This is a genomic window from Streptomyces sp. NPDC050509 (genome assembly GCF_044457965.1).
Classification (GTDB): Bacteria; Actinomycetota; Actinomycetes; order Streptomycetales; family Streptomycetaceae; genus Streptomyces.
Window position 1 is genome coordinate 571682 of record NZ_JBITHL010000001.1, and the last position, 13747, is coordinate 585428.

The window sequence follows — 13747 nt, forward strand, 5'->3', positions numbered from 1 at the left end:
CGGCGCTCAGGCCGTGAACCCCGCGTGGACGTGGTCGTGATGGGTGGCGTCGCTGAAGAACTGGCCCGCGGCGCCGCCGGAGAGCTGGACCGGACCGCCCACGTTGTACGAGCCGGCCGCCGCCGCGTCCCGCATGAAGGCCTCCACGAGCCTGCGCGAGGTGGCCGGGTCCACGACCGCGTGGCCGTCGATCTGCCAGACGTCGAAGGCCCGGCCGCGCGGATGGTCGCTGGGCCGGTCGGTGCCGAAGACGTCCAGCGGATGGCCGGAGCGGATCACACTCACGTACATCCGGTACGTACCGGCCAGTCGCAGCAGTGCCCGCAGCACGCTCTCGTGGATGTGGCCGCTGCGGATGTCCGCCTCCGCGGCGGGCGGCAGGGTGATCCGGGGTTCCTTGAGGACCTGGCGCGCGGCGGCGGGCAGCGCGGGGACGGCGGCGCCGGGCCTGGCCGGGTGGAGCGCGGTGACCTCCCAGCGGGGCCGCGCCCGACTGAGCCGTACGTCCACGGTGGTACCGGTCGTGCCGGTCGGGTGTTCCTGGGTCCACTGCCGGCAGACCACCAGCACACTGGCCGAGTCCGCCAGGATCCCGCCGTACTGGGCGTCGACCACCTGGAGCGCGGCCTCGTCGGCTGCGGGCAACAGCGCCCCCGCCGCGTCCACGAGCGCGGGCGCCGCGCCCAGCGCGGCCACCCGTCGCCTCGCCGCCGCCGCGCCGCCCTGCCCGGCCGGCCAGGCGCCGATGGCCTCCACGACCTGTACGGCGCGCAGCTTGACCGCGGGGTCCACGTCGTCGCGGTCGGGCCGCCACGGGGTGGTCGTCGGCAGCGGTACGGGCGAGCGTGTCGCGACGGCGGCTTCCGTCCGCGCGGCCCCGGAGCACCCGGTGGCGGCTCCCGCCAGCAACCCGCCGGTGCCGAGCAGCAGTGCCCGCCGTCCGAGTCCCATGGCTCCACCCGTTCCCTGGTCGCTCCTGTGCTCCAGGGTGCGGGACATCGGCTTCGGCCGCACGCCGCCGGGGTCCGACGGGCCGTCAGCGGGCGACTTTACGGGTGGCCCGCAGCCACTCCTTGTTCATCGCCGCGATCGACGGCAGGGGGATCCCCTTCGGGCAGGCGGTGGCGCACTCCCCCGCGAGTGTGCAGCCGCCGAAGCCCTCCTCGTCCATGGTGGCGACCATGTCCAGGACGCGGGTCTCGCGCTCGGGCGCGCCCTGCGGCAGGACATTGAGGTGGTTGATCTTGGCCGAGGTGAAGAGCATCGCGGAGCCGTTGGGGCAGGCCGCGACGCAGGCGCCGCAGCCGATGCACTCGGCGTGCTCGAAGGCGGAGTCGGCGTCGGGTTTGGGCACCGGGGTGGCGTGTGCCTCGGGGGCAGCGCCGGTGGGGGCGGTGATGTAGCCGCCGGACCCGATGATCCGGTCGAAGGAGGAGCGGTCCACGACCAGGTCCTTGACGACGGGGAAGGCACCGGCCCGCCAGGGTTCGACGTCGATGGTGTCGCCGTCGTCGAAGTGACGCATGTGGAGCTGGCAGGTGGTGGTGCGTTCGGGGCCGTGGGCGTCCCCGTTGATGACGACACCGCAGGCGCCGCAGATGCCCTCGCGGCAGTCGTGGTCGAAGGCCACCGGCTCGTCGCCCTTGAGGATCAGCTCCTCGTTGAGGGTGTCGAGCATCTCCAGGAACGACATGTCCTCGGAGATGCCGTCGAGCCCGTAGGTGACCATGGCGCCGGGGGTGTCGGCGTCGGGCTGGCGCCAGACGCGCAGGGTGAGCCTCATGCGTAGCTCCGCTGGGTGGGGTGGACGTACTCGAAGACGAGGTCTTCCTTGTGCAGGACGGGTGCGCGGCCGGTGCCGGCGAACTCCCAGGCGGCGGCGTACGAGAACTCCTCGTCCCTGCGGGCCGCCTCGCCGCCCTCGGTCTGCGACTCGTCACGGAAGTGGCCGCCGCAGGACTCGGTGCGGTGCAGGGCGTCCAGGCACATCAGCTCGGCGAGTTCCAGGTAGTCGACGACGCGATTGGCCTTCTCCAGCGACTGGTTGAGCTGTTCGCCGGTGCCCGGCACCTTGATCCGGCGCCAGAACTCCTCGCGGATCTGCGGGATGCGGTCGAGCGCCTTGCGCAGCCCGCTGTCGGTGCGGGCCATCCCGCAGTGTTCCCAGAGGAGTTCGCCGATCTCCTTGTGGAACGACTCGGGCGTACGGTCGCCGTCGACCGCGAGCAGCAGCCGCAGCCGGTCCTCGGTGTCCGCGACGGCCTCGGCGACATCGGGGTGGGAGTCGTCAACCGTGTCGTGGTGCGGGTGGCGGGCGAGGTAGTCGTTGATGGTGGACGGCAGGACGAAGTAGCCGTCCGCGAGCCCCTGCATGAGGGCGGACGCGCCGAGCCGGTTGGCGCCGTGGTCGGAGAAGTTGGCCTCACCGATCGCGAACAGGCCTGGCACGGTGGTCTGGAGGTCGTAGTCGACCCAGAGTCCGCCCATGGTGTAGTGGATCGCCGGGTAGATCCGCATCGGGACCTCGTACGGGTTCTCGGCGGTGATCCGCTCGTACATCTCGAAGAGGTTGCCGTACTTCTCCTCGACGGCCCCGCGGCCGAGCCGGGCGATGGCGTCGGCGAAGTCGAGGTAGACGCCCTGGCCGCCGGGGCCGACGCCGCGCCCCTGGTCGCAGACGTTCTTCGCGGCGCGCGAGGCGATGTCGCGGGGGACGAGGTTGCCGAAGGACGGGTAGATCCGCTCCAGGTAGTAGTCGCGCTCGTCCTCGGGGATCTCGGCCGGCGGGCGGGTGTCACCGGGCGCCACGGGCACCCAGATCCGGCCGTCGTTGCGCAGCGACTCGCTCATCAGGGTCAGTTTCGACTGGTGGTCGCCGGAGCGCGGGATGCAGGTGGGGTGGATCTGGGTGAAGCAGGGGTTGGCGAAGTGGGCGCCGCGCCGGTGTGCCCGCCAGATCGCGGTGGCGTTGCTGTTCTTGGCGTTGGTCGACAGGTGGAAGACGTTGCCGTAGCCGCCGGAGGCGAGGACGACCGCGTCGGCGAAGTACGGGGTGATCTCGCCGGTGATCAGGTCGCGGGCGACGATGCCGCGCGCCCGCCCGTCGATGACGAGCAGGTCGAGCATCTCGGTGCGGGCGTGCATCTCGACGGCGCCGGCGGCGATCTGCCGGGAGAGCGCCTGGTAGGCGCCGAGCAGGAGTTGCTGGCCCGTCTGGCCGCGCGCGTAGAACGTACGGGAGACCTGGACGCCGCCGAAGGAGCGGGTGTCGAGGAGTCCGCCGTACTCCCGGGCGAACGGGACGCCCTGGGCGACACACTGGTCGATGATCTCGACGGAGACCTCGGCGAGCCGGTGCACGTTGGACTCGCGGGCGCGGAAGTCGCCGCCCTTGACGGTGTCGTAGAAGAGCCGCTGGACGGAGTCGCCGTCGTTACGGTAGTTCTTCGCGGCGTTGATGCCGCCCTGGGCGGCGATGGAGTGGGCGCGGCGCGGGGAGTCCTGGTAGCAGAACTGGACGACGTGGTAGCCCTGTTCGGCGAGGGTGGCGCCCGCGGCGCCGCCCGCGAGGCCCGTGCCGACGACGATCACGGTGTGCTTGCGGCGGTTGGCGGGGTTGACGAGCTTGGCCTCGAAGCGGCGCCGGTTCCACCGCTCGGCGACGGGCCCGTCCGGTGCCTTGGTGTCGGCGAGCGGCGCGCCGGTGGTGTACTCGGTGTAACGGGTGGGTTCGTTCATCTCAGCTCACCACTCCGGTCATGACGGCGACGGGTACGGCGACGAAGCCCGCGGTCAGCGCCAGCGCCAGCACGTCGGCCGTGGCCTTGAGGACACGGTCGCGGGCGGCGCTGCCCACGCCGAGGGTCTGCGCGGCGCTCCAGAAGCCGTGCCGGACGTGGAGTCCGAGGGCGACCATCGCGGTGATGTAGACCGTGTTGCCGTACCAGGTGGAGAAGGTGTCCACGACGTTCTGGTACGGATGGCCCGGCTGGAAGCCGCCGGGGTGCGCGGTGCCGGTCGTCAGGTCGAGGATGTGCCAGACGATGAACAGGGCGAGGATGATCCCGCCCCAGCGCATGGTGCGGGTCGCGTAGCTCGTGCGCGCCCGCCGGTGGACGTAGCGGCTGGGGCGCGCCGCGATGTCGCGGCGGCTGAGCTGGTACGCGCAGACCCCGTGCAGGACGACGGCGGCGACGAGGACGATCCGTACGAGCCACAGGGCCCACTCGTAGTGCAGCAGCGGCTCGCCCAGGGTGCGCAGCCAGTGGGCGTACCCGTTGAACTCGGAAGCGCCGAAGAAGATCTTGAGATTGCCGAGCATGTGCGCGACGAGATAGCCGAGCATGATCAGGCCGCTCACGGCCATGACCGTCTTTTTCCCTATCGTCGATCCCCAGAGGGTGCGGGGCATGGACGCCCGTTTGTCCGTCCGCGTTGCCAGAGCCATGTTCATGACGCTAGGCCGCCGCACCCGAGAGGTCCAAGACATGGTCCGGCTGATGTCCATAGGCAGTGCCTATCGTGGTCGTACCCTGGGGAGATGCAGTTCCAGCAGCTCGTCTATTTCGTGGCCGTCGCCGAGACCCGCCACTTCACCCGCGCCGCCGAGCGCGTGCACGTCTCACAGCCGTCGCTGTCGCAGCAGATCAGGGCGCTGGAGAAGGAGCTGGGCGCCGAGCTGCTGAGCCGCGCCCGGGGCAATGTCGCCCTCACCGACGCGGGCGAGGCGCTGCTCCCACTGGCCCGGCGGATCCTCGCCGACGCGGAGACCGCGCGGGTCGAGGTCCAGGAGCTGGCGCAGCTCCGGCGCGGCCGGGTCAGGCTGGGCGCGCCGCCGAGTCTGTGCACCAGCCTGCTGCCCGAGGTGCTGCGCGCCTTCCACGATCAGCATCCCGGCATCGAGCTGCTGATCGAGGAGAGCGGTTCGCACGATCTGGTGCGGGAGCTGGCCCGCGGCGCGCTCGATCTGGCGTTGGTGGCGATGCCGCTGCCGGCCGCGTCCCCCGCGCTGACCACGGTCGAACTGCTCCACGAGGACCTGGTGGTGGTCTCCTCGCCGGGCGCCCCGGCCCCCGGGAGTCCGGTGCGGATCGCCGATCTGGAGGGCCGGCCGCTGGTGATGTTCCGGCACGGCTACGACCTGCGCGAGCTGACCGTGGCCGCCTGCCGGGCCGCCGGGTTCGAGCCGTCGTTCACCGTGGAGGGCGGCGAGATGGACGCCGTGCTCGGTTTCGTACGGGCCGGGCTCGGCATGGCGGTGGTGCCGAGCATGGTGGCGGCGCGGGCGCACGATCTGCGGGTGACGCCCCTGGCCAGGCCGGGGCTGAGCCGTACGATCGCGCTCGCCCACCGCAGCGATGTCGCGCCGCCGCGTGCCGCCCGGGAGTTGCAGAGGGTGCTGCTGTCCACGCAGGGCGAGGCCGGGACGGCGGCGGCCCGGACCGCGGGGTCGTCGCCGTCCGGCCGCCGCTCCGCTCGGAGCCTGTCGGGTGACCTCTGACCGGGCGGCCACGGGTCACCCGACAGGCTCTCAGACCGCGTCCGCCAGCGACAGGGTGTGAAGGTGCTCGGGCGGCCCCGGCCTGGCGTAGTACCAGCCCTGCGCCGTGTCGCAGCCCAGCCGGCGCAGATGCTCCGCCTGCGCCCCGGTCTCCACGCCCTCCACCGTCACGGCCAGCTCCAGGCTGTGCGCCAGGGAGACGATCCCCTCGACGATCTTCAGATCGACCGGGTCGGCCGGATGCTGCTGCATCCCCTGGGTGAAGGAACGATCCAGCTTGAGCACGCTCACCGGCAGCCTGCGCAGATTGGCCAGGTTGGAGTAGCCGGTGCCGAAGTCGTCGAGCGCGATGTCCACGCCCATCTCGGCGAGCTGGCGCAGCGGTTTGAGCAGATCCTCGTCGGCGCCGATCAGCGCCGACTCCGTGACCTCCAGGCAGAGCGCGCCCGGCGGCAGCCCGACCCGCTCCAGCACCTCGACCGTGTCGGCGACGAGTCCGGGGTGGTGGAGCTGGGCCGGGGAGAGGTTCACATTGATCCGCAACGGTCCGCCGAGCGCGCCCTCCGGGAGCTCCTGCTGCCAGAACCGGGCCTGCCGTACGGACTGTTCCAGCACCCAGCGGCCGAGCGGCACGATCAGCCCGGTGTGCTCGGCGAGCGGGATGAACCGGTCAGGGCCGAGCACGCCGTGCTGCGGATGGGCCCAGCGCACCAGCGCCTCCGCGCCGTGCACGGTGCCGTCGTCGAGATGGACCAGCGGCTGGTACTCGATGAAGAACTCACCGCGTTCCAGGGCGGTCGGCAGCGCCGTGGTCAGCCCGTGCCGGGTGATGGCGCGGGCGTCGGCCTCCGGGTCGGCCAGCTCGAAGCGGTTGCCGCCCGCCGCCTTGGCCCGGTACATGGTGATGTCCGCGCTGCGCAGCACCTCCGCGGGGCTCCGCCCGGCGGCCGGCCCCTCCACGATGCCGATGGAGCCGCGTACGGTGAACTCCCGGCCCTCCAGCCGGATCGGGGTGGTCAGCACGCCGAGGATCCGGGAGGCGAGGTCGGTCACCTCGCTCTCGGTGCCGGGCCCGGTCGTCAGGGCGACGAACTCGTCGCCGCCGATCCTGGCCACCATCTCGCCCGGCGCGGTGGCGCACGACTGGAGCCGGTCCGCGACCTCGACCAGCAGCCGGTCGCCCGAGGAGTGGCCGAGACTGTCGTTGATCGCCTTGAAGCCGTCGAGATCGAGGTAGCAGAGGCCGAAGCGCGCGTCGCCGCCCGCGGCGAGCGTCTTCTCCAGGCGCTCGAAGAACAGCGTCCGGTTGGGCAGTCCGGTCAGCGCGTCGTGGGTGGCCTCGTACCGCAGCCGCAGATTGAGCAGCCGCCGCTCGGTGGTGTCCTCCATCAGCGCGAGCTGGTACTGCGGGGCGCCCTCGGTGTCCCGGAGCAGCGAGAGCGTCAGGTTGGTCCAGAGCACGGTGCCGTCGTTGCGGTAGAACGCCTTCTCGACCCGGAAGTGCTCGCGCTCGCCGCGCACCAGTTCGCCGTACAGACGCCACACGTGGGGGCCGTCCTCGGGATGGACCCACTCGCTCACGTTGCGGCTGCGGACATGGTGTTCGAGCCCGCCGAACATCTCGGTGAGGGTGTCGTTGACCTCCAGGACGTTGCCGTCGAGGTCGGCGATGCCGATCCCGATGGCCGCGCCCTCGAAGACCGCGTGGAAACGGGCCTGGGTGGCGTGGAGGGCGTCCTCCGCGTCGCTGCGCGCCGCCAGCGCGGAGCGTGCGACGGCCTCCTGCTCGGCGAGGGTCCGCTCACGCAGGGCCAGGGCGTACCCGGCGGCCAGGGCGTGCTGGAGGCGGGCGCACCGGGCGCGGCTCTCCTCCCCGGGCAGTTCGTCCGTACCGCAGTACAGGACCAGGTACGAGTCGATGACGCCGAGGGTACGGCTCAGGGCCTCGGGGTCGGTGCAGTGCGCGGCGACCAGGGCGGTGCCCGCCGCTCCCGCGGGGGTGCTGTCGAAGGGGCGGGCGTGCAGCGCCTCGCGCAGCGCGCGGGCCAGCGGCAGCAGGCACTCCTCGAACTCGGCGCGCGTGAGCGACGTGGCCGTCGCCGGGAAGATCGCCCGGCTCCAGATCGTCGCGAACCTTCTGATTCTGTCCTCCAGGCCGTCCGGGTCCGCCGGGCCCGGCTCCCGCTCCTGCTCCCTCACGCCTTGCGTCCCACTCCGGCGAAGCCCGAGTAGGCGTACGGATCCTCCTGGTCGGCGGGGCTGCCGGGGCGCCAGTCGGGCAGGGACACCAGGCCGGGCGGGACCAGCTCGAAGCCGTCGAAGAAGCGGGCTATCTGCTCGCGGGAGCGCATCACCAGCGGGCTGCGGGTCTCCGTGTAGACGGCGACGGCGGCGTCCGTGTCCTCCACGGAGGCCGGGACACCGTCGTAGGAGGCGTGGGTGACGGTGATGAGGCTGCCGGGGGCGAGCGCGTCGCGCAGTTCGGCCACGGCCCGGTAGGGCTGGTCCTTGTCCTCCAGGAAGTGCAGGACGAAGTTGAGCAGCACCGCCACGGGCCGCTCCAGGTCGAACAGTCCGGCCGCCTCCTGGCTGTGCAGGATCTTGCGGGGCTCGCGGAGATCGGCGTTCACGACGGCGGCGTTGGCGTTGCCTTCGAGGACGGCCCGGCTGTGGGCGACGGCGACCGGGTCGTGGTCGACGTAGAGCACCGTGGCGTCCGGGTCGAGCGAGGCGGCGACTTCGTGGACATTGCCGAAGGCCGGAATCCCGGATCCGATGTCGAGGAACTGGCCGATGCCTTCGGCGGACGCGAATTCCACGGTGCGGCGCATGAACGCGCGGTTCGCTTTCATGATCTTGGGCAGTCCCGGCATGAAACCCATGGCCCGGCGCGCGGCTTCCCTGTCGACCTCGAAATTGTGCGAACCGCCCAGATAGTAGTCATAAATGCGGGAAACGCTCGGCACCGAAATGTCGATGCCCTGCGGGGCCCAGGCGGGACGCTCCATCGATGTCTCCAACAAGTCGCCACGGGGTGCGGCCTGATAACGGCCGGTTGTTCGAGCCGAGGCTACTGATCGACCGCCAAGAGAGCGAGCCCAAACGGAAATTAGCGATCCGTTCTTGGTCACATACAGTCGGCATGTGCATGTGGTCCGCCGCCACACCGAGGAGTGTGACGGCGGACCGTTGGGCCGGAGACGCGGCGTGGGAACTACTCGGATGCTCCGACCAGCTCATTGTCGGGAGAGACGGCGAACCAGGTGCCGCCGACGCCCTGACCGTTGGTGTCGCCGGGCTTCTTGTCGCCCGCAAAGGTGTAGATGGGCGAGCAGTTGAGGGTCTGCTGCTTGATTCCGTCGGGCCGGTCGAAGGTGACGAAGCCCTTGGTGGTGACGCCGTCGACGTCGTTCTTGGAGACGGGGGCGACCACCGGCCACTTGTCGAGGCAGGCGCCGGTGCAGGCGGTCTTCATCGGCCATGCCGTGTCCTTCGTGAACCGGTAGACCGTCATGCCCTTCGCGTCCACCACGACGTCGCCGAGCTTCGGGTCCTTGCGGACCGAGAGGCCCGCCAGGTCGCCCGAGGGCTCCTCGGCCGCGGCGCCCGAACCGCCGCCGGCGGCCGCCGGGGAGGCCTTCTTGCCGTCGGGGGCTGACGCGAACCAGGTGCCGCCCACGGCCTGGCCCTTGGCGTCGCCGGGGCTGGTGTCCTTGACATAGCGGTACATCGGCCAGCCGTCGACGGTGAGTTGCTTGGTCCCGTCGGTCCTGGTGACCTCACCGAGCAGGGAGGCCTCGGTGCCGGCGGCGGCCTTGGCGTCGCCCGCGGTCACGACGGGCCACGTGGTGGCGCAGTCGCCCTCGCAGTTGGACTTCGGCGGGGCCGGTGTGTCCTTGTCGAAGCGGTAGAGGGTGAAGCCCTCACTGTCGGTGAGGACCTTGCCGAGCTTCTTGCTGTCCCACACGGCGAGTTGCCCCGCGGGCTTGGCCGCCGCCGCCGTGCCGGCCCCGGCGGCGCCGGCCCCTGTTCCCGCCCCGGCGCCGGTGCCGGTGCCCGCGCCGTATCCGCTGTCGGCGGCGCCGGCCGGGTTCGCGGCGCCGACGGACTGTCCGTTGGTGTTGGTGCCCGGGTCCTGACCGCACGCCGTCGTCAGGGCCAGTACGGCCGCCGCGGTGACCGCGAGCGAGGCGTTCCGCCAGGTGTTCATGTCAACTCCTGATATCCATGGGCCGGTTGAGGCGCTCGGGTGCGCTGCTCATGGTCCTAAGTACGGAGCGGAGACGGCATCCCGTTCAACGCGGCCGGAAAAAACTTCCGCGGCGTGTTCTCGACGGCGCCAAATACCCCCTATCAGGGGGAATCCGAGCAACTTCCGGCGTGCCGGGGCCCGATCATGACCAAGCTCCTGCCCGTGTATGGATCGCTCGTCGGACGGCTGCTCACAGCCGCCGCACTCATCTCGCTGTCGGCCGCCGCCCCGGCGCCCGCCGCGGCGGACAGTTGCGCCTACGCCTCGACCGGTACGGGCGACGCGGTGGAGGCGGTGGCCGTGGCGGGCAGCGGCGGCTGCCGGCCGACACCGACGCCTCCCCCGCCACCCGAACCACCGCCGAAGCCACCACCCCCACCGCCCCCGCCACCGCCGCCTCCACCCCCTCCCCCACCACCTCCTCCGCCGACTCCACCACCGCCACCACCGACGCCACCGCCCGTGGTGGTCACGCCGAAGCCGCCGCCCCCGCCCGTCGTCCGGCCCACCCCGCGACCGCCCCGCCCGGCACCGGCACCGCCGCCCGCCGCCGCGCCCCGGCCGCGTCCGGTGACGGTCGCGCCCGCGCCGCCCCGTCCCGCGCCGCCCCCGCCCGCTCCTTCTCCGACACCGACACCGAGCCCGACCCCGTCCGCCGAACCGTCGCCGCCCGCCGTGGCCCTGCCGGCCTACCGCCAGGCGACCCGTCAACAGCCGCCGAGCGGCGCCTCCCCCGTCCTGCGGATGCTTCTGATCACGGCCCCCGCCGTACTCGCCGCGGCCGTGCTGCGTCCCCGCTCCCGCTCCCGTTCCCGCTGATCCACGGAGGTCCCATGTCGGACTGGCTCGTCCTGGGCATCGCGATGGCCGCCGCCTGCGCGGTCGTCCTCACCATCGTCATCTTCAACAACCGGGGCGTCAGCGAGGAAGCCGACGACCCCGCCGAGGTCCCCGGTGTCATGGACTACATGACCATGATGATCGGCGTGGTCTACGCGATCGTCCTCGGTCTCGCGATCGCCGGCGTCTGGGAGGCCAGGGGCGCCGCCCAGGAGTCGGTGCGCCAGGAGGCACAGGCGCTCCACGAGATCCAGCAGCGCGTTCAGGTCTACCCCACAGAGGTACGGGAGCAGATCCGCGGCGACGTCGACGCGTACGTCTCGTACGTCGTGCACACCGAGTGGCCGCACATGTCCCGGCACGAGGCGCTCAGCGCGAAGGGCACCCAGCTCCTCGACAAGCTGCGCGCCGATGTCTCGCAGTACGCGCCGCGCACCGACCTGGAGGGCCAGGCCTACCAGCCGCTGGTCGACCAGGTGGCCACCGCCGACGACGCCAGAGGCGCCCGGGGACAGAACGCGGGCGACACGATGCCGGGGGTGGTCTGGTTCGGCCTCATCATCGGCGCGGTGGTCACCGTGGGGATGATCTTCGTCCTGCAGATCCGCCGCTCGTTCCGTGAACTGCTGCTCGCGGGGCTCTTCAGTGTGCTGATCGCCTTCCTCCTCTTCCTCATCTGGGACTTCGACGCCCCGTACGGGCGCGGCATCGGCGCGACCACGGCGCCGTTCCTCGAACTGTTCCCGCAGATCGGCCGCTGACCGGCGGCGAACGGGGTACGACTGTCCGCCGCCCGGGGGACGGCCGTGCCCCATTCGCCCGTCAGCGATCGCGGCTGTGGTAGGGCGCTCCTAGCGTTTCCGGCATCGAGGCGCATGTACCGGCTTCTGTGGAAATAGGTTCCACTGCTGCTCCTCGGAGACCCGGAGGCTCATCATGCGCGCGATACGTGCCACGACCACCGCTCTGCTGGGAGTGGCCGCACTCGCCCTGACGGCGCCCACCGCGGTGGCGGCGGTGCACGGCGGCGCCACGCCGTTCGGGTTCACCGTCACGCCCTCCACCGTGGCCCCGGGCGGGAGGGTGACCCTCGGCGTCACCAACTGTGCGTCCTCCGCGACCGCTTCCTCCGCGGTCTTCGACACCGTGAACATCCCCTCGGGCCGTACGGGGACCGCCACCGTGGACTGGGACGCGAAGCGGGGCGCGGTGTACCAGGTCTCGTTCACCTGCAACGGGACGACGGGCCGCACCAACCTCACCGTCGCGGGTGCGGCGACCACCGCGCCCCGCGCGCCGACCGTGTCCGCCACGAGCGTCTCACCCGCCGGGGTACGGGGCGGTCTGGGCGGCAGCATGGACGGTGTCGGCACGGGCGAACTCGCCGCGGGCACGGCGCTCGTGGTGGCCGCCGCGGCCGGAACGGTCTGGACCGCGCGCCGGCGGGCGGAGGGCCGCGGCCACTGACCGCACCCACGCCCCCGCACCCGCCCGGCACCCGACGCCGGACGCCCGTCGCCCCGAGCCACGTTCCGGCTCGGGGCGACGGGCGTCCGGCGTCCGGCGTCCGCGCTCCGCCATGCCCGTTCGGGTTCTCCCGGCCGGGGCGGCCCGCCGGGACCCGTCCGGTCAGACGCCCACGGTGTTCAGGCGCCGACGACGGGTGAGGAAGAACGATCCGCCGACGGCCGCCGCGGCGACCAGACCGCCGCCGAGCACCATCTCCGTGGAACTGGGTCCGACGGAACCGCCGAGCCCGCCGAGCGCGCCCCGGCCCTCCAGCACCCGGAACTGGTGCGTGACGGTACGGGGGTCGTCGCTGCACCGGACCGCCAGGTTGTAGTGCCCTGGCGTGGTGAAGTCGTGGATCCGGGCGCGCGCCGAGGAGTGCCCCGACGAGTTGACGGACAGTTCGACCCGGGAGAAGGCGTTGGAGGTGACCGTGCCTCCGTGACCACAGCCCTCCACCCGGATGTGGAGTGTGCCGCCCCGGTGGACCTCGAACGGGTTGACGGAGACATCGCGGGGGCCATTGGTGGCGCCGGCCAGCGGAGCGGAGAGCGCCACGGCCGCGCAGGCGGTCGCGGTCACCGCGAGAGCGCGTGAAGCACGCATCGTTGAACCTCCAGCGGAAGACGCCCCAAAGCGGCGCTCCGGGAAATTCGACGAGAACGCCTTCCATGACGAACCCTCACGGGGCAACCGGAAGCGCGCATTTCGACCCGGTAGGCGCAGGTGTGCCGACACGCCGTCAGAAGGCCCCCCGGCCGGGCAGAGCCGCAGGTCACGGACCGTCAGAAGTTTTGTCGGCGGGTTACTCGGTTGGAGCGTTCCGGTTACTCGCCTGGGGTACTCCGGGCACCCGCGCCACCCGTTCGCCCGCCAGTGATCGCCGGTCGGCCACTCCGCCCTTACCGTGCGTGCAGGCGTCCACGAAGGGAGAAACATGGGCCAGGACCATCACGCCCCGGAGTCGAGGAAGCGCTCGCCCTGGGGCGTACTGGCTCTCGTCATGCTCACGGGAATCGCCGTGATGCGCAACGGGGTGGACGTACCGCTGGGACCGCCGCAGCCGGCGGCCGCGGCGGCGCCGGTCAGCAGGCCCGACCCGGCCGCCCTGGCCACCTCGGCACTGCCGGACATCAAACCGCTGCCGTACGCCCCGATGTCCCGGATCCGCATTCCGGCGATCAAGGTGGACGCGCCGGTGATGGACGTGGGGCTCGACCCGGACGGCTGGATCGCCGCGCCGCCCCCGCAGGACCCCAATCTGGCCGGCTGGTACCAGAACGGGGTGTCACCGGGACAGCGCGGTACGGCGGTGGTCGTCGGCCATGTCGACAACCAGGCGGGTCCCACCGTCTTCTACGGTCTGGGCGCGGTGGCGAAGGGGCGGCACGTCGAGGTCGACCGGTACGACGGCAGCACCGCCGTGTTCGAGGTGTACGGGGTCGAGGTCTTCGCCAAGAACGACTTCCCCGGCTCCCGGGTCTACGGTGACACCGGCCACGCCGAGCTGCGGGTGATCACCTGCGGCGGCGGTTACTCCAGGACTCAGGGGTACGACGGCAACGTCGTCGTCTTCGCCCGAATGGTCGGCACCCGCTGACGGTACGGGGCCGGTCCCGCGGCGGGACCGGCCCCGTACCCACGCA

General features: G+C 71.9%; 12 protein-coding genes. 4 read left to right on the forward strand and 8 right to left on the reverse strand.

The genetic code is table 11. The annotated features are described in order from the left end of the window. Window positions 1-6: 6 nt before the first annotated feature. The 4 genes from ACIBJC_RS02050 to ACIBJC_RS02065 all read right to left on the reverse strand — a co-directional run bounded on the left by ACIBJC_RS02050 (window position 7) and on the right by ACIBJC_RS02065 (window position 4447). Window positions 7-951 (reverse strand): hypothetical protein, encoded by a 945-nt coding sequence (locus tag ACIBJC_RS02050; RefSeq protein WP_399286424.1) that lies wholly within the window; start codon window positions 949-951, stop codon window positions 7-9. 85 nt (window positions 952-1036) lie between these two features. Then, complete coding sequence (locus tag ACIBJC_RS02055) at window positions 1037-1783, reverse strand: succinate dehydrogenase/fumarate reductase iron-sulfur subunit (RefSeq protein ID WP_399286427.1); 747 nt, start codon at window positions 1781-1783, stop codon at window positions 1037-1039. Then, window positions 1780-3738: a fumarate reductase/succinate dehydrogenase flavoprotein subunit gene (locus ACIBJC_RS02060; protein WP_399286430.1), complete on the reverse strand. Its 1959-nt coding sequence runs from the start codon at window positions 3736-3738 to the stop codon at window positions 1780-1782. The genes ACIBJC_RS02055 and ACIBJC_RS02060 overlap by 4 nt, the downstream gene beginning before the upstream one ends. Before the next feature lies 1 nt (window position 3739). Continuing rightward, on the reverse strand, window positions 3740-4447 hold the full coding sequence (locus ACIBJC_RS02065) for a succinate dehydrogenase (protein WP_399286433.1): 708 nt from the start codon (window positions 4445-4447) through the stop codon (window positions 3740-3742). A 93-nt stretch (window positions 4448-4540) separates the two neighbouring features. Between ACIBJC_RS02065 and ACIBJC_RS02070 the strand changes: the two genes are divergently transcribed. Next, window positions 4541-5500 (forward strand): LysR family transcriptional regulator, encoded by a 960-nt coding sequence (locus ACIBJC_RS02070; protein WP_399286436.1) that lies wholly within the window; start codon window positions 4541-4543, stop codon window positions 5498-5500. A gap of 30 nt (window positions 5501-5530) precedes the next feature. On the opposite strand, the gene ACIBJC_RS02075 is transcribed toward ACIBJC_RS02070, so the two are convergent. From ACIBJC_RS02075 to ACIBJC_RS02085, 3 genes are all read right to left on the reverse strand, one after another. Continuing rightward, window positions 5531-7699 (reverse strand): putative bifunctional diguanylate cyclase/phosphodiesterase, encoded by a 2169-nt coding sequence (locus ACIBJC_RS02075; RefSeq protein ID WP_399286439.1) that lies wholly within the window; start codon window positions 7697-7699, stop codon window positions 5531-5533. Continuing rightward, entirely contained in the window at window positions 7696-8508 is an 813-nt protein-coding gene (locus tag ACIBJC_RS02080) for an SAM-dependent methyltransferase (protein WP_399286442.1), read from the reverse strand. Before ACIBJC_RS02080 ends, ACIBJC_RS02075 begins: the two co-directional genes overlap by 4 nt. A 206-nt stretch (window positions 8509-8714) precedes the next feature. Next, the gene (locus ACIBJC_RS02085) at window positions 8715-9710 is read right to left on the reverse strand and encodes an SCO0930 family lipoprotein (RefSeq protein ID WP_399286444.1); all 996 of its coding nucleotides are present in this window, start codon (window positions 9708-9710) and stop codon (window positions 8715-8717) included. Between the two features lie 875 nt (window positions 9711-10585). Between ACIBJC_RS02085 and ACIBJC_RS02090 the strand changes: the two genes are divergently transcribed. Both ACIBJC_RS02090 and ACIBJC_RS02095 read left to right on the forward strand, forming a co-directional pair. Beyond that, window positions 10586-11353, forward strand: coding sequence for a hypothetical protein (locus ACIBJC_RS02090; RefSeq protein WP_399288052.1), 768 nt, complete (start codon window positions 10586-10588; stop codon window positions 11351-11353). Window positions 11354-11528: 175 nt separating this feature from the next. Beyond that, window positions 11529-12059: a hypothetical protein gene (locus ACIBJC_RS02095; RefSeq protein WP_399286447.1), complete on the forward strand. Its 531-nt coding sequence runs from the start codon at window positions 11529-11531 to the stop codon at window positions 12057-12059. Between the two features lie 162 nt (window positions 12060-12221). On the opposite strand, the gene ACIBJC_RS02100 is transcribed toward ACIBJC_RS02095, so the two are convergent. After that, window positions 12222-12707, reverse strand: coding sequence for a hypothetical protein (locus tag ACIBJC_RS02100; protein ID WP_399286450.1), 486 nt, complete (start codon window positions 12705-12707; stop codon window positions 12222-12224). A gap of 331 nt (window positions 12708-13038) precedes the next feature. On the opposite strand from ACIBJC_RS02100, the gene ACIBJC_RS02105 reads away from it, so the two are divergent. Further along, a complete protein-coding gene (locus ACIBJC_RS02105) occupies window positions 13039-13701 on the forward strand; it encodes a class F sortase (protein WP_399286453.1) in 663 nt (220 codons plus the stop codon). Window positions 13702-13747 lie beyond the last annotated feature (46 nt).